This window comes from Streptomyces sp. NBC_00354 (assembly GCF_036106915.1).
Lineage (GTDB): Bacteria > Actinomycetota > Actinomycetes > Streptomycetales > Streptomycetaceae > Streptomyces.
In genome coordinates this window covers 7245489-7271970 of the sequence record NZ_CP107983.1, presented here as the reverse complement: position 1 = coordinate 7271970, position 26482 = coordinate 7245489, and the positions used below count along the sequence as shown (strand labels likewise).

The 26482-nt window shown below is 74.4% G+C and carries 25 protein-coding genes and 1 pseudogene; 14 read left to right on the top strand and 12 right to left on the bottom strand.

From position 1 onward, the window contains the following. Window positions 1-30: 30 nt before the first annotated feature. On the bottom strand, window positions 31-855 hold the full coding sequence (locus OHT74_RS33395; RefSeq protein WP_266669720.1) for an alpha/beta hydrolase: 825 nt from the start codon (window positions 853-855) through the stop codon (window positions 31-33). Window positions 856-1007: 152 nt separating this feature from the next. Between OHT74_RS33395 and OHT74_RS33390 the strand changes: the two genes are divergently transcribed. After that, on the top strand, window positions 1008-1772 hold the full coding sequence (locus tag OHT74_RS33390) for a trypsin-like serine peptidase (RefSeq protein WP_267001214.1): 765 nt from the start codon (window positions 1008-1010) through the stop codon (window positions 1770-1772). A 15-nt stretch (window positions 1773-1787) separates the two neighbouring features. Here the strand turns inward: OHT74_RS33390 and OHT74_RS33385 are convergent, their stop codons facing one another. The 3 genes from OHT74_RS33385 to OHT74_RS33375 are packed head-to-tail and all read right to left on the bottom strand — an operon-like array spanning window position 1788 to window position 4507. Beyond that, entirely contained in the window at window positions 1788-2288 is a 501-nt protein-coding gene (locus tag OHT74_RS33385) for an NUDIX hydrolase (protein WP_266669716.1), read from the bottom strand. A gap of 36 nt (window positions 2289-2324) precedes the next feature. Further along, complete coding sequence (lnt, locus tag OHT74_RS33380; RefSeq protein WP_266669714.1) at window positions 2325-3947, bottom strand: apolipoprotein N-acyltransferase; 1623 nt, start codon at window positions 3945-3947, stop codon at window positions 2325-2327. Between the two features lie 44 nt (window positions 3948-3991). Next, the gene (locus tag OHT74_RS33375; protein ID WP_443047611.1) at window positions 3992-4507 is read right to left on the bottom strand and encodes a hypothetical protein; all 516 of its coding nucleotides are present in this window, start codon (window positions 4505-4507) and stop codon (window positions 3992-3994) included. A gap of 173 nt (window positions 4508-4680) precedes the next feature. Here OHT74_RS33375 and OHT74_RS33370 point away from each other — a divergent pair, with 173 nt between their 5' ends. Next, complete coding sequence (locus OHT74_RS33370) at window positions 4681-5157, top strand: VOC family protein (RefSeq protein WP_328622241.1); 477 nt, start codon at window positions 4681-4683, stop codon at window positions 5155-5157. 27 nt (window positions 5158-5184) lie between these two features. On the opposite strand, the gene OHT74_RS33365 is transcribed toward OHT74_RS33370, so the two are convergent. Continuing rightward, the gene (locus OHT74_RS33365; RefSeq protein ID WP_443047610.1) at window positions 5185-6006 is read right to left on the bottom strand and encodes an FAD-dependent monooxygenase; all 822 of its coding nucleotides are present in this window, start codon (window positions 6004-6006) and stop codon (window positions 5185-5187) included. 69 nt (window positions 6007-6075) lie between these two features. Between OHT74_RS33365 and OHT74_RS33360 the strand changes: the two genes are divergently transcribed. After that, the gene (locus OHT74_RS33360; protein WP_443047609.1) at window positions 6076-6390 is read left to right on the top strand and encodes a hypothetical protein; all 315 of its coding nucleotides are present in this window, start codon (window positions 6076-6078) and stop codon (window positions 6388-6390) included. Continuing rightward, window positions 6360-7307 (top strand): ADP-ribosylglycohydrolase family protein, encoded by a 948-nt coding sequence (locus OHT74_RS33355; protein WP_443047608.1) that lies wholly within the window; start codon window positions 6360-6362, stop codon window positions 7305-7307. Before OHT74_RS33360 ends, OHT74_RS33355 begins: the two co-directional genes overlap by 31 nt. Here the strand turns inward: OHT74_RS33355 and OHT74_RS33350 are convergent. Together OHT74_RS33350 and OHT74_RS33345 are read right to left on the bottom strand one after the other, a co-directional pair. Then, window positions 7283-7672, bottom strand: a complete 390-nt coding sequence (locus OHT74_RS33350) for a cytidine deaminase family protein (protein ID WP_328622240.1) — start codon at window positions 7670-7672, stop codon at window positions 7283-7285. The two genes, OHT74_RS33355 and OHT74_RS33350, sit on opposite strands and share 25 nt — an antisense overlap. A gap of 7 nt (window positions 7673-7679) precedes the next feature. Further along, window positions 7680-8480: a glutamate racemase gene (locus OHT74_RS33345; RefSeq protein ID WP_266669706.1), complete on the bottom strand. Its 801-nt coding sequence runs from the start codon at window positions 8478-8480 to the stop codon at window positions 7680-7682. 1856 nt (window positions 8481-10336) lie between these two features. Here OHT74_RS33345 and OHT74_RS33340 point away from each other — a divergent pair. The 5 genes from OHT74_RS33340 (at window position 10337) to OHT74_RS33320 (ending at window position 16592) form a co-directional block, all read left to right on the top strand. Beyond that, a complete protein-coding gene (locus OHT74_RS33340; RefSeq protein ID WP_266669704.1) occupies window positions 10337-11506 on the top strand; it encodes a glycosyltransferase in 1170 nt (389 codons plus the stop codon). A gap of 246 nt (window positions 11507-11752) precedes the next feature. Continuing rightward, window positions 11753-12265 (top strand): DUF6643 family protein, encoded by a 513-nt coding sequence (locus OHT74_RS33335; protein ID WP_266669702.1) that lies wholly within the window; start codon window positions 11753-11755, stop codon window positions 12263-12265. 54 nt (window positions 12266-12319) lie between these two features. Beyond that, window positions 12320-13144, top strand: coding sequence for an MOSC domain-containing protein (locus OHT74_RS33330; protein ID WP_266669700.1), 825 nt, complete (start codon window positions 12320-12322; stop codon window positions 13142-13144). A gap of 259 nt (window positions 13145-13403) precedes the next feature. After that, complete coding sequence (locus tag OHT74_RS33325) at window positions 13404-14009, top strand: Rv1733c family protein (RefSeq protein ID WP_266669698.1); 606 nt, start codon at window positions 13404-13406, stop codon at window positions 14007-14009. A 132-nt stretch (window positions 14010-14141) separates the two neighbouring features. Continuing rightward, window positions 14142-16592 (top strand): right-handed parallel beta-helix repeat-containing protein, encoded by a 2451-nt coding sequence (locus OHT74_RS33320; protein WP_328622239.1) that lies wholly within the window; start codon window positions 14142-14144, stop codon window positions 16590-16592. Here the strand turns inward: OHT74_RS33320 and OHT74_RS33315 are convergent. Next, on the bottom strand, window positions 16534-19077 hold the full coding sequence (locus OHT74_RS33315; protein ID WP_443047607.1) for a hypothetical protein: 2544 nt from the start codon (window positions 19075-19077) through the stop codon (window positions 16534-16536). The two genes, OHT74_RS33320 and OHT74_RS33315, sit on opposite strands and share 59 nt — an antisense overlap. Before the next feature lie 228 nt (window positions 19078-19305). Between OHT74_RS33315 and OHT74_RS33310 the strand changes: the two genes are divergently transcribed. Next, entirely contained in the window at window positions 19306-19803 is a 498-nt protein-coding gene (locus tag OHT74_RS33310; RefSeq protein ID WP_328622238.1) for an SRPBCC family protein, read from the top strand. 37 nt (window positions 19804-19840) lie between these two features. On the opposite strand, the gene OHT74_RS33305 is transcribed toward OHT74_RS33310, so the two are convergent. Beyond that, window positions 19841-20977: a PLP-dependent cysteine synthase family protein gene (locus tag OHT74_RS33305; protein ID WP_266669693.1), complete on the bottom strand. Its 1137-nt coding sequence runs from the start codon at window positions 20975-20977 to the stop codon at window positions 19841-19843. A gap of 198 nt (window positions 20978-21175) precedes the next feature. Here OHT74_RS33305 and OHT74_RS33300 point away from each other — a divergent pair, with 198 nt between their 5' ends. Beyond that, complete coding sequence (locus OHT74_RS33300; RefSeq protein WP_266669691.1) at window positions 21176-21724, top strand: ATP-binding protein; 549 nt, start codon at window positions 21176-21178, stop codon at window positions 21722-21724. A 112-nt stretch (window positions 21725-21836) separates the two neighbouring features. On the opposite strand, the gene OHT74_RS33295 is transcribed toward OHT74_RS33300, so the two are convergent. Both OHT74_RS33295 and OHT74_RS33290 read right to left on the bottom strand, forming a co-directional pair. Then, window positions 21837-23072, bottom strand: a complete 1236-nt coding sequence (locus tag OHT74_RS33295; RefSeq protein ID WP_266669689.1) for an ROK family protein — start codon at window positions 23070-23072, stop codon at window positions 21837-21839. A 44-nt stretch (window positions 23073-23116) separates the two neighbouring features. Then, on the bottom strand, window positions 23117-23812 hold the full coding sequence (locus OHT74_RS33290; protein WP_328622237.1) for an alpha-ketoglutarate-dependent dioxygenase AlkB family protein: 696 nt from the start codon (window positions 23810-23812) through the stop codon (window positions 23117-23119). 36 nt (window positions 23813-23848) lie between these two features. Between OHT74_RS33290 and OHT74_RS33285 the strand changes: the two genes are divergently transcribed. The 3 genes and pseudogenes from OHT74_RS33285 to OHT74_RS33275 all read left to right on the top strand — a co-directional run. Then, window positions 23849-24595 carry a maleylpyruvate isomerase family mycothiol-dependent enzyme gene (locus OHT74_RS33285; protein ID WP_328622236.1) on the top strand — a complete coding sequence of 249 codons (747 nt, stop codon included), beginning with the start codon at window positions 23849-23851 and terminating at the stop codon, window positions 24593-24595. Between the two features lie 55 nt (window positions 24596-24650). Beyond that, the gene (locus OHT74_RS33280) at window positions 24651-24902 is read left to right on the top strand and encodes a DUF6332 family protein (protein WP_266669683.1); all 252 of its coding nucleotides are present in this window, start codon (window positions 24651-24653) and stop codon (window positions 24900-24902) included. A gap of 146 nt (window positions 24903-25048) precedes the next feature. Continuing rightward, a pseudogene (locus OHT74_RS33275) lies at window positions 25049-25639 on the top strand (phosphatase PAP2 family protein); the annotation flags it as partial. Window positions 25640-25726: 87 nt separating this feature from the next. Here OHT74_RS33275 and OHT74_RS33270 read toward each other — a convergent pair. Next, window positions 25727-26473, bottom strand: a complete 747-nt coding sequence (locus OHT74_RS33270) for a response regulator (protein ID WP_443047745.1) — start codon at window positions 26471-26473, stop codon at window positions 25727-25729. Window positions 26474-26482: the final 9 nt, after the last annotated feature.

Below are 26482 nucleotides of genomic sequence, written 5' to 3'. Positions count from 1 at the left end.
CGTACGGGGGCCGGTGGACGCCGATGGCGGTCAGGCGGCGTGGGGGTGGGCCGCCGCGGTGTGGGAATCCAGCCACGAGAGCGAGGCCTGGGCCAGGTCCGGCCAGCCGTGGTCGACGGTCAGCGAGTGGCCGCGGTCCTCGAAGCACTGGTACTCGGTGGTCGCGTGGGAGTGCCGGTACTGCTTGTAGGTGGAGCGGGTCAGCAGGTCCGGGACGGTGTGGTCGAGCCTGCCGGACAGCAGGAGCAGCGGACCGCGGCTCTCGTTCTCCGTGTCGACCTTGGTCGGTGAGTGCGGCGTGAAATTGCCGAGGGCCAGCTGGAACAGCGGGCGGGCGGAGCTCGGGATGGTCCAGTGCTCGAAGAGCTCCTCGGCCTCCTCCTCGGAGACGGCGTTGGCGAAGCCGTAGCGGAACTGCTCGCGGTTCAGCGAGACGGCCCGCCGGGTGTTGCCGGGGTTGTGCAGTACGGAGAACGTCGACTTGGCCTGGGCCGGGGCGATGGCCTTGACGCCCTTGATCTGCCCGGGGCAGATGGCCACGGCGGCCTCGGCGAGGCCTTGGCCGAGCAGGTACTGGGCGATGAACCCGCCCACCGAGTGCCCCACGAGGACGGGGCGGACGGGCAGCGAGCGGATCACCTTGGCGTGCGCCTCGGAGATCTCCACGAGTCCGACGCCGGCCTGGTCGTCCGGCCGGCGGCGAGCCTCGGCGACGGTGTCGGGGACCCCGGGCCACTCCGGCAGGACGGGCTCGTACCCGGCTTCGCTGAAGGTGTCGGCCCAGCCCTCCCAGCTGGTGGAATGCAGCCAGAGGCCGTGGATGAACACCACGGGCGTTCGGCGCTGTGCGGTCATTCGGGACACCTCCTGGACCCCCCTGGCGCCTCTGCCAGTCTCGCCCGTGCGACGCGCCCCCGCCTGCGGAGCCCGGATTCACAGCGCATTCATATGGAATACCGGGCTCCGGGCATAGTTTTTGCGGGGAGGCTCGGTGCATGATCCCGCGCATGCTTCCCCGCCCGGCCCACCGCGCCCGCACCCGGCGGGCGTCCCGGATCCTGCTGGCGCTGGCCGCGATGGCCGCCCTGGTGAGCGTGGACCTGCCCGACGCCGCGGCGGTGCCGCCGCTCGGGGTCACCGCCGAGGCCGGGTCCGACCAGGCGGCGGACCGGGTGGGCGCCCTTTTCGCGGGCACCCTCGACGGCGGACACTTCTGCACCGCCGCCGTGGTGCACAGCGACGACCGCAACGTGATCGCCACCGCCGCGCACTGCCTGGACAACCCGGACACCACGGTGTTCGCGCCGGGCTACCGCGACGGCAAGGCCCCGTACGGGATGTGGAAGCTGACCGGCGTGCACGTCGCCCCGGACTGGACGGACGGGCGGGACCCGGACGAGGACATCGCCTTCGCGACGGTCGCCGCGGCGGACGGCGGCGCCGGGCGCATCGAGGACGCGGTGGGCGGCTTCCCGGTGGCCACCGAGCAGCCGGACGACGTGACGGTGACGATCCTCGGCTACCCCGCCACCGAGGAGGCCCCGCTGCGCTGCGCCAACACCACGAGCCTGTTCTCGCAGACCCAGCGCCGCATCGACTGCCCCGACCTCAGCGGCGGCACGAGCGGCAGCCCCTGGCTGGCGAACGGCGCCCTGGCCGGTGTCCTCGGCGGCTACGAGGGCGGCGGCACGGTCCCGGAGGTCTCGTACAGCGCGGTGATGGACGACCAGGCCCTGGAGCTCTACCGCGAAGCAGCCGTCTCCGCCGGCTGACCGCCCACCGGGCCGTCAGGCAGGGCGGTGTGCCTCCTGGATCCCGACCGGGGGTGCGAACCAGGTCGGCTCGTGGCGTATGGCGCGTTGGATGCGGTCCAGTCCGAAGTGTTCCAGCGGGGGCAGGGCGTCCGGTTCGAACCAGGCCACCTCCAGCGACTCGTTGTCGTTGGCCCGGGCCTCGCCGCCGGTGGCCCGGCAGCGGAAGGTGATGTCCTGGAACTGGCAGACGTCGCCGTTCGGATAGGTGATCGGCTCGAGCATCTGGACCAGCACCACCCGCTCCGGGACGCAGTGCACCGCCGTCTCCTCGTACACCTCGCGCACCGCCGTCTCCGCGGGCTGCTCCCCCGGCTCCGCGATCCCGCCGACCACGGCCCACCGGCCGGTGTCGGAGCGCCGGCCGAGCAGCACGCGCCCCCGGTCGTCGAAGACGATGGCCGTGACCCCGGGCAGCAGGAGCAGCTGGTTCCCGGCGGAGGCGCGGATCTCGCGGATGAACTCGGGTGTGGTCATCCCCCGACCCTACGAGGCCGCGCCCGATGACCCGCGTCAGGCTGCCCGGCGGGCCCTGATCCGGCGCACGAGAGTCCGGCCGAGGCCGCCGGCGGCGACCAGGAGCAGCACGTACTCGGGCAGCGGGCCGAAGCGGGTGGCCGGGGTCTGCGTGGAGCGCAGCGGGATCTCGGCGACCAGCGCGTCCGCGGTGAACATCTCGGTCTGCCGGACGATCTCGCCGTCGGGGCGGATGACGGCGCTGACCCCGCTGGTGACGGGGACGAGCACGGTCCGGCTGTGCTCGACCGCGCGGACCCGGTCCATCGCGAGCTGCTGGTAGGTCATCTGCGACCGGCCGAACGTGGCGTTGTTGCTCGGTACGGCGATCACCTGCGCACCGTCCTGGACGGTGGAGCGCACGGCGTCGTCGAAGGCGGCCTCGAAGCAGGTGACCATGCCGACCCCGCTGCCCGCCATGTCGAAGACGCCCGGTTCCTTGCCGGGGCCGAAGTCGCGGCTCACCCGGTCCACGTCGGAGCTGAAGAGCCGGACGACGGAGCGCATCGGGATGCGCTCGCCGAAGGGCTGGATCTTGCGCTTGTCGTAGGTGTCGACTGGTCCCTTGACCGGATCCCAGAGGATCATCGTGTTGCGCAGCGGGCCGGTCTCCGGGGCCAGTACGGAGCCGATCGCGACCGGCACGCCGATGGCCTTGACCGCCTTGTCGATGACGCCGTACGCATCGGGCTGGGTGTACGGGTCGATGTCGGAGGAGTTCTCCGGCCAGACCACGAAGTCGGGCTTCGGAACCCGGCCGGCCTTGACGTCCGCGGCGAGCTGCAGCGTCCGGTTGGCGTGGTTGTCGAGGACCTGGCGGCGCTGGGCGTTGAAGTCGAACCCGGCGCGCGGCACGTTGCCCTGGACGACGGCGGCCACGGCGGTGCCGTCCTCGGCGGCGTCGGACACCAGCGGGCGGGCGGCGAGGGCCGCGCCGATCGGGGCGGCGACGGTGAGGGCCGCGAGGGCCGCAGTGGCGCGGCGGGGGTGGCTGCGGGCGATGCGCAGGGCCTCGTACAGCCCGAATCCGCAGAGCACGACGGCGAAGGAGAGCAGCGGGGTCCCGCCGAGGGCAGCGAGCGGCAGGAAGAAGCCGTCGGCCTGGCCGAAGGCGAGCTTGCCCCAGGGGAAGCCGCCGAACGGGGCCCGGGCGCGCAGCGCCTCGCCCGCGATCCAGACGGCCGCGCCCCACAGAGGCCAGGCGGGGAGCCGGCTGACGAGGGCGATCCCGAGGCCGGTGAGGCCGATCAGGAGGGCTTCGAGGGTGACGAGGGCGAGCCACGGGACCGGGCCGACGCCCTCGCTGGTCCAGACGAGCAGCGGCAGCAGGAAGCCCAGGCCGTGCAGGAGCCCGAGGCCGAAGCCGGCGCGGGCGCGGCGGCCGTGGAGGCAGCCGCCGAGCACGGCGAGGGCGACGGGGGCCAGCCACCACAGCGGGCGGGGCGGGAAGCTCAGGTAGAGCAGCACACCGGAGGCGGCGGCGAGCACGGCGCGCACCGGCCAGGAGGCCGCCCATCCCTTCCAGGGGGATGCGGCGGCTTCGGTTCCGGCGGTTCCGGCTTCCGCTCGGGCTTCCGCTTCGGCGGTGGAGCCGGGGTCTCGGGTGATGCTGCTGCTCATTTGGCGGAGTGTACGTCCCCACGCGCCGGGGGCGGGAGAGCGACTCAGCGGGCGAGGGCGCGCAGGTGGGCGCGGATGACCCGGACCGCGTTCTCCGCGTCGTCGACGGTGACGGTGAACACCTTCCCGTCGCCGAGCCGCAGCTCCACCCCCTCGCCGCGCCGGACGATGACCGCGGTGCCCTTGTCGGGGCGCCAGCGGTAGCCCCAGCCGCCCCACTGCTGGGGGGTGATCCGGGGGAGGAATTCGGCGGAGGCCACCTCCGCGAGCTTGATCTTCCGGCGCGGCACCCCGATGTGGCCGCAGCGGACCTCCAGCGCCTCGGCGTCGACGGTGACGGCGACGTGCACGAAGGCGAGGGTGCCGTAGAGGATCAGCAGCCCGACGGCGAGGCAGCCGATGACGGACATCAGCAGCGGGACGATGCCGGCGGTCCAGGACGAGTCGACGGCGAGCTGGATGCCGAGTGCGAGACAGGCCGCGCCGGCGGCGGCGAGCAGCCACTGCACGCGGTTGGAGGCCCGGCCCGTCCACAGCGGACCTGGGGGGTGACCCGTCATGTGTAGCAGCGTACTCACGTTCCGCATGTACGCCACCGCCTCTCGCCCACACGGCGCGGGCGCGTCGGACCTCGTGCGCTCTCGTGCGATCCCGTGTGGTCACGTCGGACCACGTCGGACCACGCCTGCCCGGCATTGACCTCAAGCAAACTTGAGGTCCTACGGTCGTCCGCATGACCACTCACGAGGCAGCACAGCACGCCGTACAGATCGTTCCGGAGCGCTACCGCACGGCGGTCGTCGCCCACGTCATGGTGTCCGACGGGGCCGCCGCGCTCTCCTTCTACGGGCGGGCCTTCGGCGCCGTCGAGGACTTCCGGCTCGGCCACCCCGACGGCGGGGTGATGCACGCCGAGATACGGATCGGCGGGGCCGTTCTGATGCTCGGCGACACCTCCGAGGGCCCGTTCACCGCACCCTCGGAGCTGGGCGGCACCTCGGTCGCCCTGCACGTGTACGTACCGGACGTGGACGCGCTCGTACGGACGGCGGTGGCCGAGGGCGCGGAGCTGGTCCAGCCGCCGGCGGACCAGTTCCACGGCGACCGGACCGCCATCCTCCGGGACCCCTTCGGGCATCTGTGGGTGTTCCTCACCCACCTGGAGGACATGTCCCGGGAGGAGCTGGAACGGCGGCTCGCGGGCGCGTAGCCCGAGGGCTCCCGAGCCTCCGGGGCTTCAGCCGGGCAGCAGGCCGAGGAGGGCGTCGCGCAGGGCGGGGCGCCGGGCCGTCATGAAGCGGTGCAGGTTCCGCGAGCCGAAGGCGACGCGCTGGGCGCTGCGGCGCCGCTCGCCGTCGTACGCGCGCAGGGCGGCGGGCAGGGCCGCCCGCCCGTGGGCGGCGACCGCACGGGCGAGGGCCTCGGCGTCGAGGAGGGCGGTGCAGGCGCCTGGCCGAGGTTGGGGGTCATGGCGTGGGCCGCGTCGCCGGACCAGGGCGGTACGGCCGCCGTCGACGAACGTGGGCAGCGCCGGATGGAGGTGGCGCAGCTCGTACCGGATCCAGGTCGCCGGATCGGTGTCGGCGAGGACCTGCGGGATGGGGTCGTGCCAGCCGGCGAACGCGGCACGCAGCTGTTCGGCGGCCGCCTCGGGCGTGGCGGCCGCCGCCGCGGCGGTCTCGGGGACGGTGGCATACCAGTTGGTGCGCCCTGGTTCGACGGGGGTCATCCCGAAGAAGCGGCCCGCACCCCAGGTCTCGCCGTACACACCGGTCCCGTATCCGGCGATGCCGATCCAGGCGACGGTGCCGACGGGGCGCGGGCCACTGGCCGTGCCGAAACGGGCGGTGCGCACGGCGCTGTTGATGCCGTCGGCGCCGACGACGAGGTCGGCTTCGAGCCCGTCCGGATCGGTCAGCCGCTGCCCGTACGCGATCTGCGTGCCGCCGAGCCGGTCGAGCTCGGCGAGCAGGGCGTCGATCAAGTACGGGCGGGAGATGAGGAGTTCGGGGCGGCCGGCCTTGCGCTCGATCCGTTCGAGCGGCAGGGCGGCCAGCACCTTGCCGTCGGGCCGGCGCCCACCGACCGGGCCGGGCTCGCAGCCCTGCTGGCCGGGCTGCTGCGTGACGTGGCCGGGCCCGGCAGGCCGCGCGTACTGGCCTATCTCGAGCTCCAGACCGAGGCGACGCGGCGGCCCTGGCTGGCCGCACTGCTGGACCCCATCGGCGCGGCGGACTTCGCTGCATACGCACACCTGCTCCACGCGGCCGGGCTGCCGGCCGGACCGGACCGGGCCCGCACCCTCGCGCTGCACGGCGCGATCCCGCACCTGCTGGCCGGGGCCCCGGACACCCTCGCCGCCGCCGGCCTCGACGACCTGGAAGACTTCGCACACGGTGTACTGGCCTGCGTATGCCCCGAACCGTCCGAGGAGGAACCGTGATCACTCGACTCGACCGCGCCGTGGGCGCCGTTCTGGGCTCGGCCGTCGGTGACGCGCTCGGCGCGCCCTACGAGTTCGGGCCCGCCGGCGAGTTGACCGCGCGCGCCGAGGAGATGCGCGGGGGCGGCGGCTGGGACCCGGGCGAGGCGACCGACGACACGCAGATGGCCGTGCTGGTCGGCGAGTCCCTGCTGGAGCACGGCGGTCTCGAACTCCCCGACATCTTCGAGCGGTTCCAGCGCTGGGCGGCCGGCGCGCCCAAGGACATCGGGCTCCAGACGGAGGACGTGCTGACCAACGGCGAGGCCTGGGACCTGGCCGCCGCACTGCACTTCCAGATCAACGCGCGGGCGGCGGGCAACGGTTCCCTGATGCGGGCCTCCACCTCGGCGGTGTACTTCGCCGCCGCCGGGCGGGAGGGCACGATGGACGCCGCCCGCCGGATCGCCGCGCTGACGCACGGCGACCGGGCCGCCTGGGAGGGCACGGCCGTGCTGCACGAGCTCGTACGGGTGACTCTCGACGGGGGCGATCCGCTGGCCGCCCTCCCCGAGACGCTCGCCGCGGTGCACGCCGACCACCGCGAGCGGTACGGGCTCGTCCTCGGCCCCGACTGGCATCCGGGGCTGGCCACCGAGTTCAACGGAGCGGTCTGGCCCTGCCTGGGCTCGGCCGTGTGGGCGCTGCGGACGACCACCGGGTTCGCCGAGGCTGTACGGGCCGCCGTGGACCTGGGCGGGGACACCGACACGGTGGCGGCGGTCACGGGCATCCTGGCGGGGGCGCGCTACGGGCAGGCGGCGATCCCGCCGGAGTGGACCGCGGCGCTGCACGTACCGCTGCCCGGGTTCGGGGACCGGGTGCTGGACGCGAACGCGCTGCGCGCGCTCGCTCAGTCGCTCGCGGGGCGGACGTAGCGCTCGGGGAGCAGATCCGCCACGGGCACGGCCCGCGGCGCCTCGCCGGACCCGAGGATCACCCGAAGCCGCGGGTGGAGGTCGAGGAGCACCTGGCGGCAGCGGCCGCACGGCGGGAGCACTCCGCGGTCGCGGTCCCCGACGGCGACGATCGTGCCGAGCTCGCGGATGCCCTGCGCGACGGCCGCGCCGAGGACGACGAGCTCGGCGCAGGGGCCTCCCGTGAAGTGGTACACGTTCACGCCCCCGACGGTCCGGCCGTCACGGGCGCGGGCCACCGCCGCCACGGTGTGGTCCTCGCCGTGACAGCGGGTCCGGGCCAGATCGGTGGCGGCCGCGACGAGCTCGAGGTCCTGCGGGGTCATCGCCCTTTCATCGCCCGACGGCCGCGCCCTCTTCCGCGAGCAGTCGCCCTTCGGCGTACCCGAGCGCGGCGGCGGGGAGCGCCCCCTCCTGCCCGCTGAGCAGGACGGTCAGGGTCCCGGTACGGGGCAGGCCCGGCTCGGGGAGGACCCCGAGGCGGCGCAGCGCCTGTACGGCGACGGGCTCGGCGGAGCCGTGGAAGCGGAGGTCGGCGCCGCCGGTCCGCTCGGCCAGGGCGGCCCGGATGGCGGCTTCGACGAGTTCGTAGTGCGTGCAGCCGAGGACGACGTCGGTGACGTCGACCGGGGTCAGCGCGGCGGCTGCGGCAACGGCCGCGGTGACGGCGACGGCGGTGCCGTCCCCCGCCTCGACGGCGTCGGCGAGTCCCGGGCAGGGCACCTCGGTGACCCGGGCCCCGGCGGCGAAGTCGCGGATCAGCCCGCGCTGGTACGAACTGCCGGTGGTGGCGGGTGTGGCCCAGATGGCCACGCGCCCGCCCGCGGCGGCGGCGGGCTTGATCGCCGGCACGGTACCGATCACCGGGATCCCGGGCTCGAGCTCGGCCCGCAGCGTCGGCAGGGCATGCACGGAGGCGGTGTTGCAGGCCACGATCAGCGCGTCCGGCCGGTGCCCGGCGGCGGCCTGGGCGACACCGAGGGCGCGCCCGGTCAGATCGGCGGGGGTACGCGGCCCCCAGGGCATGCCGTCGGGGTCGCTGGAGAGGACCAGATCGACGTCGGGCCGCAGCCGCCGCATCGCGGCAGCCGCCGCGAGGAGGCCGATTCCGGAGTCCATGAGGGCGATCTTCACCTGGTCACCTTAATCGAAGCCCCCCGGAAAACCCTTAATCCGGGGCGGGGGGTGGGGCGGGGGGCGGGGCGGGGCCAGGTGGGCGGGGGTGGCCGGCGCGGCGGGGTCGGAGCGGCGGAGCCCGCCAACCGGGGACAGCCACCGCGGCGGGCGAGGGCCGCAGGGACTGGCCGACCGGGGAGTGCCGGGCGAACCGGGGGTGTGGGCCGCAAGGACCAGGTGACCTGGGGTGCCGGGCGCGGCGGGACCTGAGCGGCTGGCTCCACGCACGCGGAGTCGACGTGCCGGTCGGGGACGTCGGCGGGCAGGACCCGCGGAGGCGGGATGGCCGGGGGCGGGGTGGGAAGCGGCGGGGCGGCGGGCGGCTGTCGAGTCGACGTCGGAAGCGTCGGGCGGGGCGTCGGGGGCAGGTTCCTGTGCTCGGCACCTGAGGTCGATCGGGACGCCAGGAGGCCGCGCAATCGGCGACGGAAAGATCGATCGGGAGGCCGGGGGCGGGGTCCGCGCACTCGGCGTCGGAGGAGTGTCCGGGGGCGTCCCGTCAGTCCACTGTCCTTCCGTGTCGTGCCGGTCCCTCAAGGGCGCTCCTTCGTCGCGTCGCTACGCGATGGCCTTCGGCCACCCTTGACCGACCGACCCGCCCCGGAAAGACAACAGACTGCCGGGAAGCCCCCGAAGGATGGCCGGGGGGGTTCAGGGTTCCGATCAGCCCCGATCAGAGATCCCGCCCGGCAGCCCCTGTCCATCCGGACCCAGCCCACCAGGAGCACCGATCCGGGCCGCCGGTGATGGGGGCGCGGGGAGGCCACGGCCCCCGGAAGGGCCCATAGGCACCCTTTCCGGACCCAGGGTGGGTCAACCCGCACCAGACAGCGATGAGATGGCCATGGGGTGAGGGGTGGACCCGCAGACGCCCCAGATCGCTACGCGCTTCTCTCCGCTTGGCGGCCGACGGCCGTCTGGGGCCGGACATAGGCCGCCCAGACGCCCCCCATGGGCGGGTTTCCGGGCGTCTGCACGCCGTTTGGGGCGAAAAGAGGGCGAGAAGGAGCCTGATGCCGGATTTCTCACCCTCTGACTCCGGTAGGACGTCTTCTGACACTCAGCAGGCCGACAAAAGGGACAAACAACCCGCAGTCGCATGCCTGGCCGCCCCTGTGCCGGTCGTGGGCGGCCTATGCCCAGCCCCAGACAGCCGCCGGACGCCTCGCAGGCAGGAGCGCGTAGCGATTTCGTGCGTCTGCGGCCCAACCGGCACCGCATCGCCATCTCATCGCTGTCTGGTGCAGGTTGACCCTGCCCGGGTCCGGAAAGGGCGCCCATGGGCCCTCGAGGGAGCCGTCCCCTCCCCGCGCGCCCATCGCCGACCCGGCTCGGTGGTCCTGGTGGGCTGGGTGCGGATGGACAGGGGCCCCTGCTCGGCATCTCTGTCGGGTCTGATCGGAACCCTGAACCCCCTGGCCATCCTTCGGGGGCTTCCCGACAGTCTGTTGTCTTTCCGGGGCGGGCCGGGCAGTCAAGGGTGGCCGAAGGCCATCGCGAAGCGACGCGACGACGAAGGAGGAGCGCCCTTGACGGCCCGGACCGCACCGGAAGGACAGTGGACTGACGGGACGCCCCCGGACCCACTCCGACACCGAGTCGGCAGACCCCGCCCCCGACCTCCCGACCGCCCCCTCCCGACGCCAACCGCACGAACCCCGCCCCCACACCCCCGCCCCGCCCCGCCCCTCCGACCCCGAGTCGACTGACCCCGCCCTCCCGACCCGCCTCCCCCACCCCGCCCTCCCGACCCCCGCCACCCCCACCGCGCCCGAATGCGGGACACGTTCCGCGGGGTTCGGCAGACTGCCCGTATGGGCCTTCTCTGCGCCGCCTGCGCATCCCTTGTCGTCTGGATCTGGCTCACGTTCGCCCAGGGCATGTTCTGGCGGACCGACGTCCGGCTCCCTCCGCGCAGCGCCCCCGCCCGCTGGCCCTCCGTGGCCATCGTCGTCCCGGCCCGGGACGAGGCCGGGGTGCTGCCGTGCAGCCTGCCCTCGCTCATCGCCCAGGACTACCCCGGCGAAGCCGAGGTCATCCTGGTCGACGACGGCAGTACCGACGGCACCGGCGCCCTCGCCCTGCGGCTGGCCCGGGAGCAGCCCGGGCTGCCCCTCACCGTCGTCTCCCCCGGCGAGCCGGAACCCGGCTGGACCGGGAAGCTGTGGGCGCTTCGGCACGGCATCGCGCTCGCCCGGACCGCTCACGCCACCGAGCCCGAGTACCTGCTCCTCACCGACGCCGACATCGCGCACGAGCCCGACAGCCTGCGTGAGCTGGTCGCGGCCGCGACGACCGCCGAGCTCGACCTCGTCTCGCTGATGGCCCGCCTCCGTGCCGTCAGCCTCTGGGAGCGGCTCGTCGTACCGGCCTTCGTCTACTTCTTCGCCCAGCTCTACCCCTTCCGCCGGATCAACCGCCCGACCGGCCGGACCGCCGCCGCGGCCGGCGGCTGCGTCCTGCTGCGTACCGAGGCAGCCGTACGGGCGGGCGTGCCGGAGTCGATCCGGCAGGCCGTCATCGACGACGTCTCCCTCGCCCGCGCCGTGCGGCGTTCGGGCGGCCGGATCTGGCTGGGGCTCGCGGAGCGGGTGGACAGCGTGCGCCCGTACCCCGCGCTCGCGGACCTGTGGCGGATGATCTCGCGCAGTGCGTACGCGCAACTGCGCCACCGGCCGCTGCTGCTGGCCGGGACGGTGGCCGGGCTCGTGCTCGTCTACCTCGTCCCCCCGGTCGCCCTCCTCGCAGGTCTGGCCACCGGGCACGCCGCCACCGCGTGGGCCGGCGCCCTCGCCTGGCTGCTGATGGCCGGAACCTACCTGCCGATGCTGCGCTACTACCGCCAGCCGGCCGTGCTGGCTCCGCTGCTTCCGCTCACGGCCCTCCTGTACCTCCTGATGACCGTCGACTCAGCCGTCCAGCACTACCGGGGCCGCGGCGCGGCGTGGAAAGGCCGAACCTATGCCCGTCCGAGTGATGCCTGAAACGGCGAACTGCCGCCCGTACCGATGTCATCCCAGGTCACCGTGTTGTGACGCTGCGTCAGCAGCAAGTCGGTGCAACACCCAACCGGTGAGTACGAGTAGGAACAACCCGGGGCGGAAGTGGCGAAACGTGCACATGAACGAGAAGTGAAGGGTGTGGCTCTGACCTGGGAATATGCAGGTCAGGGCGGTGTTCGTCACACCTCGCTATGGACCCGGTGAAGTCGTGGGCTTAACTTAGGTCCCATGACCTCCCCCCGCTCCACTTATGGCGGCGGTTACTACTCCGCGCCCTCCTTCCCGGACACCCCCATCTACGACTCCCTCGTCGCCGAACGCGGCACCCCGCAGATCGCCCCGATCCGCGTTCCGGCCGCGTACGACTCCCCGAGCGCCGGCTATTCGAGCGGTGGGTACCTCCCGGCCCTCGCCTCGTCCATGCCCGCGCTGCCCCCGGCCATGCCGCAGCAGCAAGCCCCGGCGTACGGGTACCCCCCGTACCAGCAGCAGGCGCCCGCGCCGATGCCGCTGCAGAACGCACCCGCTCCGTACATCCCGCAGCAGCAGCCCGCCGTGGCCCGCGCGGGCTACATGCAGCAGGCGCAGCAGCAGCCGCCGCGACCGATGGCCACGGGCACCGGGTATGAGGCGATGCGTCCGGCCGCACCGCGCCCGATGCAGGTTCCGGTTCCGGCTCCGGTTCCGGCCGCCTCGTACGAGGACCCGTACGGCCGCCCGTACCAGGGGCGTGGCTACTGAGGGCCCGCTGACGCTCGTCGGGGCGTGCGTGGGAGCTCCTGGCAGGATGCTCCCATGGCGAATTTGTATGTCCAGGCGCTCCACGTCCATCCCGTCAAGTCGGTAGCGGGGACAGCTCCCGACGAGGTGGTCGTGGAGCCCTGGGGTCTGTCCGGGGACCGGCGGTGGGCGCTCGTCGACACCGAGGGCACGGTCATCACCCAACGCCAGCAGCCCCGGCTGGCGTTGGCCGCGGCGCGTCCGCTGGGGGGCGGCGCCGTCGCGCTGTCGGCTCCGGGCATGGCCGAGCTGGTCGTGGAGGTGCCGGAGCCGGGTCTGCTGGAGCCGGTCGTGCTGTTCGGCAAGAAGGTCGAGACCGTGGTCGCCGCGAGCGCCGCGGCCGACTGGTTCAGCGCCTACCTGGGGGTTCCGGCGCGGCTGGTGCACATGGACGACCCTGCCGTGCGGCGGCCCGTCGACCCGGAGTACGCGCTGCCGGGCGAGACGGTGAGCCTCGCCGACGGCTATCCGGTGCTGCTCGTGACCCTCGCGTCGCTGGACGCGCTGAACTCGCTGATCGCGCAGGGGGACCATCCCGAGGAGGGTCCGCTGCCGATGAACCGTTTCCGCCCGAGTGTGGTGGTCGCCGGCGCCGAGGCATGGGCGGAGGACGGCTGGCGGCGCATCGCGATCGGCGACGCCGTCTTCCGCGGGGCCCGGGAGTGCGGGCGGTGCATCGTCACGACCACCGACCAGGCGACGGCGGAGCGCGGCAAGGAGCCGCTCAAGACCCTGGCCCGGCACCGGCGGATCGGCAAATCGCTGGCCTTCGGGCGGCAGCTGGTTCCGGTGCGGGTGGGCACGGTGCGGGTGGGTGACGAGGTCCGCGTCCTGGAATGAGCGTGCGGCGGCCCCTTGGAATGACACCTTCGAGGGGCTCTGGGGGAACGTTGGAACCAAGCACCGTGGGCGGGCCGTTGGTGCATTCGACAGGTGTGGCGGGAAGGTGCGGGAGTTCGGCTTCGGCTTCCGTGACTTCGTGCACCGGATCGGGTGACACGACTGCCGCGCGTCCCGGAATGCGCGTTGCCGGGGCATGCGGGAGGCTTGGACCGCAGGCAGACGGAGGCAAAGGGGGTGCCGGACCGTGTGGACAGCCATGGGTGTGTGGCGTTGGCGGCGCAATCCGCTGCGCCGGCCGACAGATCTCTTCGAGGCGTGGGTGGCGTTCGCCGCGCTGGTGTGCGTCCTGCTGGTGGCTCCGGCCGTCGGCACGGTCGCGGGCCTGGAGGTGGACGGCACGCTGCAGCGGGCCGCGCGCGAACAGCGGCAGGAGCGGTACCTCGTCCCTGCCGTGGTGGTGCGGCCGGCCGCCGAGCCGGCCTCGGGCGCGGGGGCGGGCGCCGATCCTTCGGCGCAGCGGCAGAGCCCGCAGCGCACGCAGATCGTGGCGTCGTGGACGGCGCCCGACGGAAGCAGCCACCAGGGCACGGTGCCGGCCGCGGAGGAACCGCCGCAGGCAGGCGACCGGTTCCGGATCTGGACCGATACGCAGGGCAGGCTCGTGGGGCGTCCGCTCGACGGGGCATCGGCGAGTGCCCACGCGGCGGTGGTGGGCCTGGCCGCCGCTCTCGGCGCGGCCGCACTGGTGGAGACGGTCCGCCGGCTCGTCGTACGAAGGCTCATACACCGTCGGTACATACGCCTGGACCGTGCGTGGGCGGCGGCGGGACCGGACTGGGGCCGGGCGGGCGCGGGCAGCTGACCTGGCATCTCACCAGCCCCGCGCGCGCTACGGTGGAGCGGCCGGAGTCGGTCACCGCCACTGCGGCGGGCGGCAGCGGTGGTTTCAGTCGCTTCGACAGCGCGAGTACGAGGGCGGGGGCACGACAGCACCATGGCACAGGGCGCGGTCCAGGTGACGCACGGCGGGGCTTCGCGGTGGCGGCGCCGCTCCGGTGAGTATCCGACGCTGGCCGCCGCGCTCGCCGTCGCGGGCGACGGCGACGTGCTGTCCATCGCCCCCGGCACCTACCGGGAGAACCTGGTGCTGCACCATGCCGTCACCCTGCGCGGACCGGAGGGCTCGGTCGGTTCGGTGCGGATCGCCCCGCTCGACGGGGTCGCGCTGACGGTGCGCGCCTCGGCCGTGGTCCAGGACCTGCACCTGGAGGGGCAGGACCGGGCGGCGCCCGCGCTGCTCGTCGAGGAGGGCTCCCCCGAGCTCACCGATCTGCGCGTGAGCACCCGGTCGGCGGCCGGCATCGAGGTGCGCGGCGGGGCCCGCCCCCTGGTGCGGCGGTGCACGGTGGAGAACCCGACGGGCGTCGGCATCGCCGTACTGGACGGTGGCGGCGGGGTGTTCGAGGAGTGCGAGGTGGTGGCCGCCGGACAGGCCGGGGTCTCCGTCCGGGGCGGCGGGCATCCGCGTCTGGAGCGCTGCCGGATCCACCATGCGTCGGGCGCGGGCATCGCGGTCACCGGTGAGGGTTCGGGGCTGGAGGCGCTGGGCTGCGAGGTGTACGAGATCAAGGGCACCGGTGTGCAGATCGCTGCGCGCGCGGCGGCCCGGCTCACCGACTGCGCGGTGCACCGCACCTCGACGGACGGGGTCACCCTCGACACGGACGCGGTGCTCACGCTTGCCGGCTGCGATATCCACGACATCCCGGAGAACGCGGTGGACCTGCGTTCCCGTTCGGTGCTCACGCTCAGCCGCACCACCGTCCGCCGGTTCGGCCGCAACGGTCTGTCGGTGTGGGATCCGGGTACCCGGGTGGATGCCGAGTCCTGCGAGATCCACGACAGCACGGGCGACTATCCGGCGGTGTGGATCAGCGACGGGGCCACCGCCTCGCTGAACTCGTGCCGGGTGCACGACGTGCCGGACGCGGTGTTCGTGCTGGACCGGGGCTCGCGCGCCGACGTCGTCGACAGCGATCTGTCCCAGGTGCGCAACACCGCCGTCTCGGTGAGCGACGGGGCGACCGCGCAGGTCGACGACTGCCGGATCCGGGAGGCGGCGACGGGGGCCTGGTTCCGCGACCACGGAAGCGGCGGCACCCTCGCCAACTGCACGATCGACGCGGTCCAGACGGGGGTGATCGTCACCAAGGGCGCCGATCCCGCGCTGGAGCGGTGCACGGTGAGCTCCCCGTCCGAGGCCGGGTTCTACGTGTCGGCGGGCGGTCGCGGAAGCTTCCATTCCTGCCGGGTGACGGGCAGCTCCGGCTTCGGCTTCCACATCATCGACGGCTGCCGCACCACGCTGACCGGCTGCCACACCGAGCGCTGCGCGCGCGGGGGTTACGAGTTCTCGGAGGACGGCCCCCTCGCCGAGCAGTGCACGAGCGACGAGTCCGGGTCGCGGCTCGCCGCCCAGTCGACCACGGCCGGGGCTCTCGCCGGTGAGCGCGCGGGCATCCGTACGGCCGGCGCGGTCCAGAGCCCTGCGGCGCACGCGGCGCAGGTGCCCGCTCCGCGCCCGGTGGAGGAGGCGGACCGGGGGTCGTCGGCGGCGCGTGGCTCCGGCGAGGTGCTGGGCCAGCTCGACGCACTGGTGGGCCTGGAGAGCGTCAAGCGCGAGGTGCGGGCGCTCACCGACATGATCGAGGTGGGCCGGCGACGGCAGCAGGCGGGCCTCAAGGCCGCCTCGGTGCGCCGCCATCTGGTGTTCACCGGCTCCCCCGGCACCGGCAAGACGACGGTGGCCCGGCTCTACGGGGAGATCCTGGCCTCCCTCGGGGTCCTGGAGAGCGGGCACCTGGTCGAGGTGTCCCGCGTGGACCTGGTCGGTGAGCACATCGGCTCCACGGCGATCCGTACGCAGGAGGCCTTCGAGCGGGCGCGCGGCGGGGTGCTGTTCATCGACGAGGCGTACGCGCTGGCGCCGGAGGACTCGGGCCGGGACTTCGGGCGCGAGGCGATCGACACCCTCGTGAAGCTGATGGAGGACCACCGGGACGCGGTCGTGGTGATCGTCGCCGGGTACACGGCGGAGATGGACCGCTTCCTGACCGTCAATCCGGGTGTGGCCTCGCGGTTCTCCCGGACCATCACCTTCGGCGACTACGGGCCGCAGGAACTGCTGCGGATCGTGGAGCAGCAGGCGGAGGAGCACGAGTACCGGCTCGGCGAGGGAACGGCCAAGGCGCTGCTCACGTACTTCACCGAGCTGCCGAAGGGCCCGGCGTTCGGCAACGGCCGCACGGCCCGGCAGACGTTCGAGTCGATGGTCGAGCGGCATGCGGGCCGGGTGGCGCAGCTGTCGGATCCGGGCACGGATGAGCTCACCCTGCTGTTCCCGGAGGATCTTCCGGCTCTGCCGGCGCTGCCGGCTCCTTGCTGACCCTGGGGGCCGGCACGGCGGGTGTGGCGGCTGCGGCGGGTGTGGCCGGTGTGTCGCCGCCCGCAGGCGTGGCTGCCGGTGCGGCCGACCGGGCGCGGCGGGCGGGCCCCGCCAACCGGGCCAGGAGGGCGTCGCGTTCGGCGGCGAAGGCGGGGTCGGCCTGGTAGTCGAAGTGGCCGAGGATCGGCGCGGGCAGCGGGTGGCGGGCGCTGCGCCCGTAGGCGAGCGGGTCGGCGAGCGGTCCCCGGTCCACGGAGTCGGCCGGGCCTGCCGGGCCGTCGGGCCTTGCCGGGCCGTGGGGGCTTGCCTCGCCCGCCGGGCCGTCCGCGCGCGTGGTGTCGCCGGCCTCGGCGAGGACCGGGCCGCCGATCGGGTCGGTGGCGCGCCAGAGGTTGCGCCAGCAGTCGACGTCGCCGTGCAGCGCGCCGAGCGGGCCCGGCCCGAAGTACGCCGGGAACCAGCGCCCGTACAGCCGCCGGAGCGGGGAGCCGTACGTGAGCAGGGCGACCCGGCGGCGGACCTGCGGCGGCAGTTGCCAGACGGCGGCCGCCGCGAGGACGCTGCCCTGGGAGTGGCCGGAGATCACCAGGCGGCCTCCGGTACGGCCGGTCCAGCCGGTCATCCGCCAAGTCAGGTCGGGGACGGCGCGCTCGGCGTAGCAGGGCGGCGCGAACGGGTGGGCGGCGCGCGGCCAGAAGGTGCCGACGTCCCACAGCACGCCGATGGTGCGGCGGGCTGCGGGATCCCGGTAGGCGCGGCGGCCCCAGGTGACGAACGCGGCGATGCCGAGGCCGATCAGCCAGGACCCGGCGTCCTGCGCGGCCCGCGCGGCGGACTCCAGCAGCGGGTGGGCGCCGCGGGCGGCCTCGCCCGGGACCCGGCCGCTGATCCAGGCTCCGGCGAGGGCGCCCGCGCCGAGCAGCAGGGTGATCCCGGAGACGGCGGCCACGAACCAGGGCGCGGAATCGGTGAGCGCGGCGGCGGCCCGGGCCCCGGCGATCCGGCGGCTGCGGTCCTCGTCGGGCGGCTCCCCCGGGTACTCGGCGGCCACCCCGGCGGCGAGCCTGCGCCGGGCGCGGATCCCGCGTACGGCGAACCAGGCGGCGAGCAGGGCCAGTACGAGCAGCAGCGGGGGCAGTACGGCGGCCTGCCAGGACAGCAGCACGGGCGGCGCGGGCAGCGGAGCCCCGGCCGGTCCGGGGGCTCCCGCTCCGTCCAGCCAGTCGGCGACCCGCTGCGCGACGCCGCCGGACATCACCCCGCCGAGGGCGCAGCCGAGCATGGCGATGGCGGGGCCGCCCAGGCCGTACAGGGCGGTCGCCGGGTCGGGGGCCAGCCGGTACAGGCGGACGGCGACGGCGGCGAGAAACAGGACGCAGCAGCCCTGGCCGAGCATGAGCGCGCCGAAAGTGAAGTCGCCCGGGAGCCGCCCGGCGGAGGTCCACCCGGGGCGCGACCAGCCGGCGTACAGCAGGGCGGCGGCGAGCAGGGCGAGGGCGGAGCCGGGCAGCAGGGTGACGGCGGCGCGGTCGAGACGATGGTCGGCGCGGGCCTCGGTGCGGCCGCGCCGGCAGACGACCCAGGCGACGGCGACGGCCCCGGCGGCGAGCAGCACCTCCACGCCCCAGCCGAGGGCCTCGAGCGCGGGGGCGCCGGCGCGGCGGTCGTAGCGGGCGGTGGGTACGGCGACGGCGGCCGCGACGGTGAGCAGCCCGGCGGCGGTGTGCGCGGCGCGCAGCCGGGCCACGATGCGCCGCCCGTACCAGAATCCGGGGCGGCCGAGGGCGGGTGCAGTGCCCTCGGCGGCCGCGGGGGCGGCCGTGTCCGCGGGCGGCGGCTGGGACTCGTACGCGCTCCACGTGCGGTTCGACAGGAACCACAGCAGCCCGGTCAGCGCGGCCGGGACCAGCGCGCCGAGGGCGAGCCGCCGCCCGGGCTGGCCCCACCAGCCGCCGGGTTCGAGGAACCCGAGCCAGGAACGGGAGCCGGTGCAGTGCGTGGATCCCGCGCACTGCCAGGCGAGGAGGTCGAGCGAGACCTCGCAGGCGGCCGCGATCAGCAGCAGGGTGAGGCTGAGGGCGAGGACCCGTACGAGGACCCCGTACGTCCGTACCCCGCGGGGCGCCGGACCGGTGGAGGGCGCGGCCGGCCGGGCCCAGTGGGCGAGGTTGACCACCATGAAGGGCAGGAGCAGCAGCCACAGGGCGCGGGCGCCGTTGCCGGAGGTGAGCCGGGACCAGCAGTAGGCCTCGACCACGGGCCGGCCGGCGTACCACTCGGGATGGTCCTCGGCGTCGGCGTCCGCGGCGCGGCGGAACACGGCGGCGGTCGAGTCACCGGTGATCCGGACGGTGCGCGGGTCGCCGAGCAGCTCGTCGGGGGGAGCACCGTGGACTCCGTGCACGCGGAGTTCCAGGGCCAGGGGCCGTGGGGGTGTGAGGAGTTCGAGGGCCAGGGGATGCGGGGGCTTGGGGGTGTCCGGCACGGCGGCCTCCGCTAGCGGGGCGAGATCAGCGCAGCTCCAGCATCCCGCGCAGCACGCGCCCTGCCTAGGCCCCCTCCGGGCGATCCTCCGGCCCGGGCCTTGCCACCGACCGGCCCGGGAGACGGGCCGCACGCGGGGGCCGTAGCGGACATCTGACGGGGCGCCAGCTATGGTACGCGCACCACATGCGCACGCAGGTTCCCCTGCACACCCCCAGGAGGTACCCCCATGGCACGCCGACTCCGCCCGGTGGGGCTGGACTTCATCGAGGACGCCCCGGTCCGCCTGACCTTCGTCGCGCGGACGGCGGCAGCGCCCGAGGCCGTGTACCGGGCCCTGGCCGAGGAGGTCGAGGGCTGGCCGCGCTGGTTCGGGGCGGTGACCCTGGCCCGGCCGACGCACGGGGGTGCGGGCCGGGAGATCCGGCTGGTGGGCGGGGCCCGCCTCCAGGAGACGATCATGGCGGCGGATCCCGAGCGGCGCTACGCGTACCGGGTCGACGAGGCCAACGTCCCCGGGGTCCGAGCCCTGCTGGAGGAGTGGCGGCTCGTCCCCGCCGAGTCGGGATCCGGCACCCTGGTCCGCTGGACCTTCGCCGCCGACGGCCCGGCGCTCTTCCGGCTCGCCCTCACCGGTGCCCGGCCGGGCCTGGGCCACTCGTTCCGCTCGGCGGTCCGGGCCCTGGACGCCCGCCTGTCGGCGCAGCGACCGACGGGCGGCGCATGACACGCCGCCGGCGCGGGCGCCGGGCGGTCCCCGCCGGTCAGGCCGTCGGCTCGCGCCAGACGCCCGTGGCCAGCAGGGTCTCGAGCGTCTCCGTGTACGGGGCGATGTCCAGGCCCTGCGAGGCCAGCCACTCGTCCGAGTAGTACTTGTCCAGGTAGCGGTCGCCCGGATCGCACAGCAGCGTGACCACGCTGCCCTTGCGCCCCTCGGCCACCATCTCCGAGATGATCTTCAGGGCGCTCCACACACCCGTGCCGGTCGACCCGCCCGCCTTGCGCCCGATGGCCTGCTCCAGCACCCGGCACGCGGCGACGCTCGCCGCATCCGGCACCTTCATCATCCGGTCTATGGCGCCCGGCACGAAGCTCGGCTCCATCCGCGGCCGGCCGATGCCCTCGATGCGCGAGCCGCAATCGCTGCTCGCGTGCGGGTCGTTGTTGGTCCAGCCGTCGAAGAAACAGGAGTTCTCCGGGTCCGGTACGCAGACGCGGGTGTCGTGCTGCATGTAGTGCACGTAGCGCGCGATGGTCGCGGAGGTACCGCCCGTGCCGGCGGTCGCCACGATCCACGCGGGCTCGGGGTACCGCTCCAACTGCAGCTGCTGGTACATCGATTCTGCAATGTTGTTGTTGCCGCGCCAGTCCGTCGCCCGCTCCGCATACGTGAACTGGTCCATGTAGTGCCCGCCCGTTCGGGCGGCGAGCTCCGCCGACTCCTCGTACATCTTCATCGAGTCGTCCACGAAGTGGCATTCCCCGCCGTGGAATTCGATGAGGCGGCACTTCTCCGGGCTCGTCGTGCGCGGCATGACGGCGATGAACGGGACGCCGATGAGCTTGGCGAAGTACGCCTCGGAGACGGCGGTCGAGCCGGACGAGGCCTCGATGACCGGGCGGCCGGGCCGGATCCAGCCGTTGCACAGCGCGTAGAGGAACAGCGAGCGCGCGAGGCGGTGCTTGAGGGAGCCCGTCGGGTGGGTGGACTCGTCCTTGAGGTAGAGGTCGATGCCCCATTCCTCGGGGAGCGGGAAGCGCAGCAGGTGGGTGTCGGCGGAACGGTTGGCGTCGGCCTGGACCTTGCGGACGGCTTCCTTCAGCCAGGCGCGGTAGTCCGCGTCGCTACGGTCGACGTCGATTGTCGTAGCCGTCGTACCGGAGGTACGGGTGGTGCTCATGCGCCTTGCTCCTTCGTGCGTTTCTTCGCCCCCTGCTTTCGCAATGTACCTCCCTCACCTGCACAAACAGTCACTTTGGGTATCTATGCGGATCGCTTTCGATCGCGTTCGGTTGCATACACGGGCACCGTGGGTGACCCTGGTGGAGCATTACCGAGGGTGCAGCACCCGTAACACTCATGTCGGGGAGTCGCAGCCGTGATCAGTCATTCCCGCAGGCACTGCGTCGTAGAACTGCAGGCCTTGCCGTCCCGGATCGGGCAGATCCGAAGGATCGTTTCAGCGCAACTGCGCCACTGGCAGCTCGATCCGCTCATAGACCGGGCTGCGCTCGGCGTGACGGAGCTGCTCAGCAACGTCCACCGCCATGCGCAGCCGGACAAGACGTGCACGGTCGAGATCGAGCTGCGGCTGGGGCGGCTCACGGTCTCCGTGTACGACAGCGATCCGCGGCTTCCCGTCCTGCGGGAGGCGGCCGCCGACGCCCTGGAGACCTGCGGGCGCGGGCTGGCACTGGTCGCGGCGGTCAGCGAGGCCTGGGGCGCGCGCAACCAGGCCGACGGCCCCGGCAAGGTGGTGTGGTTCTCGCTGCGCGCCGCCCCGGCGGCATCGGCGCAGCAGCGGCCGGTCGGCAACGGATCCATGCCCGTACGAGAACCCGTGCCGACGGTGGTCGTCGCCGTGGACCCGGGCGCCGTCCCGACCGGCATGTCGGTGGCCGCGTCGGTCGGCGCCAGGCCCGGGTGAGGGTTCCGCCGCCGCATCCCGCGCCCCGGCGGCGCCGGCGCTGCCAGGGCGCCGGCCGGCCGGGCGCCGGCCCGGCGGCGAGCCCGGCCAGGACGCCTTGGGGGTGTGTCTGCTACGCCGCCGCCCCCAGGGCCCCCAGTGGGTCGTCCAGCACCGGCTGCCAGGCCAGTTCCGCCGCGCCGACCAGGCTGTTGTGGTCCAGGGTGCACGGCAGGATCGGTACTCCGCCGCTGCGGCCCCACAGGCTGCGGTCCGCGACCACCGCGCGCAGCCGCTCAGGGTCCGCGTGCAGCAGCTCCCGGTGCAGGCCGCCCAGGATGATCCGGTCCGGGTTGAGGATGTTCACGAGCCCCGCGAGGCCGAGGCCCAGCCGGTCGATGAGCTCCTCGGCGGCCGCCCGGACCGCCGGCTCCGCGTACTCCTCGCGCAGCAGGTCGCGGGCCTGCTGGAGCAGCGACACCTCCGGGCCCGGGGTGCGGCCCGCCGCGGTCAGGAAGGCGAGCGGGTCCGCCTCCACGTCCAGGCAGCCGCGGCCGCCGCAGTGGCAGGGCCGCCCCTCCGGGTTGACGGTGAGGTGGCCGACCTCCAGGGCCAGACCCGAACTCCCGCTGTGCAGGCGGCCGTCCAGCACCAGCGCGCCGCCCACCCCGCGGTGGCCCGTGGCCACACACAGCAGGTGCTGGGCGCTACGGCCCGCGCCGTGCCGGTGCTCGGCGAGCGCAGCCAGGTTGACGTCGTTCCCGGTCAGTGCCGGGCCGTCGATCCCGGCCGCCTTCACGCACTCCGCGAAGACGGCCCGTACGGGAGACCCGGCCGGCCAGGCCAGGTGCAGCGGGTTGAGCGCCGTACCGTCCGGCTCCGCGACCGCCGACGGGACCGCGAGGCCCGCGCCGATGCAGCGGCGGCCGGTGTCGGCGAGGAGCGCTGCGCCCGCGTCGACGACGGCGCCCAGCACCTGCGCCGGGTCCGCGGAGACGGTGACCTTGCCCGGGGCGGTGGCCACGATCCGGCCGCCGAGGCCGACCAGCGCGGCCCGGAAGCCGTCGGGGTGCACCTGCGCGGCCAGCGCCACGGGGCCGTTCTCGTCGATGGAGAGCCGGTGCGAGGGACGGCCCTGGGTCCCGCCCGCGCCGCCGGGGCGGGAGTCCACGCGGATCAGGCCGAGCGCCTCCAGCTCGGCGGCGACGGCCCCGGCGGTGGCGCGGGTGACACCCAGCTCGGCCGTCAGGACGGCGCGGGTCGGGGCCCGGCCCGTGTGGACGAGCTCCAGCGCCGGGCCGAGGGCGCCGCGGCCCCGCTCCAGCTTGGTCCTCTCCCCCACCCGCGGTGGGGCCCCGTTGCCGTTCATGACAGGGATCCTCGCATGATCGGCGGTGTGCGCGGCGCCGCCGGTCAGTCGGGGGGTGTCCCCAGCCCGCCGACCCGCAGGGTGATGTTCAGCCGCCCGGTCAGCCCGAGCCAGGGCGGGGCGGTGCCGGGCAGGACCTTCGGCACCCCGTGATAGGCCAGCCGGGCCGGGCCGCCGAAGACGAACAGATCGCCGCTGCGCAGCGGCACGTCCCGGTACGGGCGGCCGCGTGAGGCGGTGTTGCCGAAGCGGAAGACGCACGTGTCTCCGAGGCTGAGGGAGACGACCGGTGCGCCGGACTTCTCCTCGGCGTCGCGGTGCATGCCCATGCGGGAGTCGCCGTCGTAGAAATTGATCAGCGCGATGTCGTACGCCTCGGCGGTGCCGGTTCCAGGTCCGGTTCCGGTTCCTGGCCGGCCCCCGGCCGCGGTCACCGCCTCGCGCCCCAGCTCCGCGAGCCAGCCGGGCATCGGCTTGACCGGGGCCCCGTCGCCGTCCACCGCGGTGCGGGCGTAACCGTACGGGTACCAGTGCAGTCCGAGGCACACCTGGCGGGCGGTCATCGTCCCGCCGCCGGGTGTCCGTACGGTGCGCAGCCCGGCGGGCGGGCGCGCCCAGGCGCGGCAGGCCTCGAGCAGCTCCCGCTGGCGCTCGGACGCGAGCCAGTCGGGCACGTGCACGGCGCCGGGGGCGATCTCGGTCCGCTCGCGCGGGAAGAGTTCCCCGGGTTCCCCGTCCATGGCCCCATTGTCACCGGTCGGTGGGACACTGCCCACATGAAGATCACAGAGTATGTGGAGACCCTTGCGCGGGAAGGCGAGTTGCTCGCCGACACGGCCGAACGGGCGGGTACGGACGCCCCGGTGCCCACCTGTCCGGGGTGGCGGGTTTCCGATCTGCTGCAGCACACGGGTGCGGTGCACCGGTGGGCCGCCGGGTACGTCAGGGACGCCGTCGTGGAGCCGGGCCCGTTCCCCGACGCCCCCGAGCTGGTCGGCTCCGAGCTGCTGGCCTGGTACCGGGAGGCGCACGAAGCCCTGGTCCGGACGCTGACCGAGGCTCCGGCCGATGTGCAGTGCTGGACCTTCCTGCCGACGGCCGCGCCGTCGCCGCTGGCGTTCTGGGCGCGCCGGCAGGCGCACGAGACGGCCGTGCACCGGATGGACGCGGAGACGGCGCTCGGCGTGGCCTTCGCACCGATGGCATCGGAGTTCGCCGAGGACGGGGTGGACGAACTGCTGACCGGCTTCCATGCGCGGCCGCGCAGCCGGATGCGGACCGAGGAGCCGCGGGTGCTGCGGATCCGCGCCGCCGACACGGGCGCGGTGTGGACCATGCACCTTTCGCCGGAGCCGCCCCGCACGGTGGCGGGCGACACGGGCGACCCGGCGGACTGCGAGATCACCGGCGAGGCGTCGTGGCTGTACGCGGCGCTGTGGAACCGGCTCCCGCTGCTGGGCCCCGGGGTGACCGGGGACGAATCGCTGGCGCGGCAGTGGACCGAGACGGCCGGCATCGGCTGACCGGAGCCCTGCGGCGCTCTTGTGACCGTACGGTACGAGCTGTGACACTGCGCGCATGGGGAGACGGACGCAGGCAGACCGCGACGCGATCACGATAGAGATCGGCTACGCCTTCGTCAGCGCGTGCTTCGCGGCCGCCCTCGTGTTCGGTGCGGTGTACGGCCCTGCCCTGGTCTTCGACGTCTCCCCCACCACCGATGCAGTCCTGACCCTGACGGGCGGGGTGCTGGCCGCGGCGGTGTTCCTGTTCCGGGTCACCCACGTCCTGTGGCGCTTCGCCCGCCGTCCGGAGAACGACGGTCGCTGACCCCCTCGTTCGGCTCGTGCTCGGACCACGGCCGGATCACGGCCGGGCGGGCGGGCGGGCGGGCGGCACAACCCTGACGATCGTCGGGGGTGCGGCCCGCCGTTCGGCGGGGGTGCCCGGCCGGCGGGATTCCTACCGTCGGCGCCATGGACATACTCATGCGATACGGATGGGGCCGGCGGGCCGTGACGGCGGGCGCGGCGGCTGCGGCGGGGGCCGGGGCCCTGCTCTGGCTGGCGCCCGGCGGCGGCCTCGGCACGGCCGAGGCGGTGCGCGTCTCCGGCGGTGCCTCGGCGACGGGGTACCGGGTACTGGCCCGGGGCGCGGCGGACGGGCCGTCATGGGCGGGGCCGGTCCTGGAGGCGGCGAGCGAGGGCACCCTGCTCGTCCTCGGCCTGCTGCTGGTGTGGGTGGGATGGACGGCCCTGCGGGGCCGCGATCCGCGGGCCCTGGCGGGGGCGGTGCTGGTGGCCGCCGGGACGGTCGTCGCGTATGCGCTCAGCGAGGCGTTGAAACTCGTCGTCGACGAGGAGCGGCCGTGCCGGGCCCTGTCGGGGATCCCTGCGCTCGCCGCGTGCCCCGGGGCCGGCGACTGGTCCTTCCCCAGCAACCACGCCACCCTGGCCGGCGCCCTGGCCGTCGGGGTGTCCCTCGTACGGCCCCGGCTCACCGGCTTGGCGCTGCCGGTGGCGGGTGCGGCGGCGCTGCTGCGGGTGCTGGTCGGGGTCCACTACCCGCACGACGTGCTCGCGGGTGCGGTGCTGGGGGCGACGGTGGCCCTGGTGCTGCCGCTCCTCGTCCTCGCCCCTGCCGTGCGGGCCGGGTCAGCGCTGCTCGGGCGGACGGCGGGCCCGGGGCGCGAGCCCGGGGCCGGACGCGGATACGAACGCGGACGTGGACGTGGACGTGGACGCGGACGTGGACGTGGACGCGGACGTGGACGCCGGGACCACGCCGGCCTCGTGGGCGACGACGGCCGCGGCGGCCCGGTTGTCGACGCCGAGGCCGGCCAGGATGGAGCTGACGTGGGCCTTCACCGTTCCCTCGGCCAGGTGCAGGCGGCGCGCGATCTGCCCGTTGGACAGTCCACTGCCCAGGAAGGCCAGTACGTCCCGTTCCCGGGCGGTCAGCGCGTCGACCGCTTCGCGGGCCGCGGTGCGCCGGCCGGCCAGGGTGCCCGCGTCGCCGGCGGCGAGGTGGGCGACGACCCGCGCGGCCACCTTCGGTGACAGGTAGGCGGCGCCGTCGGCGACCGCCCGAACCCCGGCGATCAGTTCCTCCGGTTCCCCCGACTTGATGAGGAAGCCGGTGGCTCCGCCGCCCAGGGCGCGCAGGATGTACTCGTCCTCCCCGAAGGTCGTGAGGATCACGACCGCTGTACCGGGTACGGTCCGGTGGATCTCGGCGGCGGCTTCGATGCCGTCGAGGCGCGGCATGCGGATGTCGAGGACGGCCACCCGGGGACGGTGGAGCCGGGCCAGTTCCACCGCTTCGCGGCCGTCGCCGGCTTCGGCGACGACGGTGATGCCGGGGTCGGTGGCGAGCACGGCCCGCACGCTGGCGCGGATCATCGGCTCGTC

Bases quoted from the DNA above. Each gene is read 5' to 3' on its own strand.
- OHT74_RS33395 (WP_266669720.1), bottom strand. From the start codon at position 855: ATGACCGCACAGCGCCGAACGCCCGTGGTGTTCATCCACGGCCTCTGG.
- OHT74_RS33390 (WP_267001214.1), top strand. From the start codon at position 1,008: ATGCTTCCCCGCCCGGCCCACCGCGCCCGCACCCGGCGGGCGTCCCGG.
- OHT74_RS33385 (WP_266669716.1), bottom strand. From the start codon at position 2,288: ATGACCACACCCGAGTTCATCCGCGAGATCCGCGCCTCCGCCGGGAAC.
- lnt (WP_266669714.1), bottom strand. From the start codon at position 3,947: ATGAGCAGCAGCATCACCCGAGACCCCGGCTCCACCGCCGAAGCGGAA.
- OHT74_RS33375 (WP_443047611.1), bottom strand. From the start codon at position 4,507: ATGACGGGTCACCCCCCAGGTCCGCTGTGGACGGGCCGGGCCTCCAAC.
- OHT74_RS33370 (WP_328622241.1), top strand. From the start codon at position 4,681: ATGACCACTCACGAGGCAGCACAGCACGCCGTACAGATCGTTCCGGAG.
- OHT74_RS33355 (WP_443047608.1), top strand. From the start codon at position 6,360: ATGCCCCGAACCGTCCGAGGAGGAACCGTGATCACTCGACTCGACCGC.
- OHT74_RS33350 (WP_328622240.1), bottom strand. From the start codon at position 7,672: ATGACCCCGCAGGACCTCGAGCTCGTCGCGGCCGCCACCGATCTGGCC.
- OHT74_RS33340 (WP_266669704.1), top strand. From the start codon at position 10,337: ATGGGCCTTCTCTGCGCCGCCTGCGCATCCCTTGTCGTCTGGATCTGG.
- OHT74_RS33335 (WP_266669702.1), top strand. From the start codon at position 11,753: ATGACCTCCCCCCGCTCCACTTATGGCGGCGGTTACTACTCCGCGCCC.
- OHT74_RS33330 (WP_266669700.1), top strand. From the start codon at position 12,320: ATGGCGAATTTGTATGTCCAGGCGCTCCACGTCCATCCCGTCAAGTCG.
- OHT74_RS33325 (WP_266669698.1), top strand. From the start codon at position 13,404: ATGGGTGTGTGGCGTTGGCGGCGCAATCCGCTGCGCCGGCCGACAGAT.
- OHT74_RS33320 (WP_328622239.1), top strand. From the start codon at position 14,142: ATGGCACAGGGCGCGGTCCAGGTGACGCACGGCGGGGCTTCGCGGTGG.
- OHT74_RS33310 (WP_328622238.1), top strand. From the start codon at position 19,306: ATGGCACGCCGACTCCGCCCGGTGGGGCTGGACTTCATCGAGGACGCC.
- OHT74_RS33305 (WP_266669693.1), bottom strand. From the start codon at position 20,977: ATGAGCACCACCCGTACCTCCGGTACGACGGCTACGACAATCGACGTC.
- OHT74_RS33295 (WP_266669689.1), bottom strand. From the start codon at position 23,072: ATGAACGGCAACGGGGCCCCACCGCGGGTGGGGGAGAGGACCAAGCTG.
- OHT74_RS33290 (WP_328622237.1), bottom strand. From the start codon at position 23,812: ATGGACGGGGAACCCGGGGAACTCTTCCCGCGCGAGCGGACCGAGATC.
- OHT74_RS33285 (WP_328622236.1), top strand. From the start codon at position 23,849: ATGAAGATCACAGAGTATGTGGAGACCCTTGCGCGGGAAGGCGAGTTG.
- OHT74_RS33280 (WP_266669683.1), top strand. From the start codon at position 24,651: ATGGGGAGACGGACGCAGGCAGACCGCGACGCGATCACGATAGAGATC.
- OHT74_RS33270 (WP_443047745.1), bottom strand. From the start codon at position 26,473: ATGATCCGCGCCAGCGTGCGGGCCGTGCTCGCCACCGACCCCGGCATC.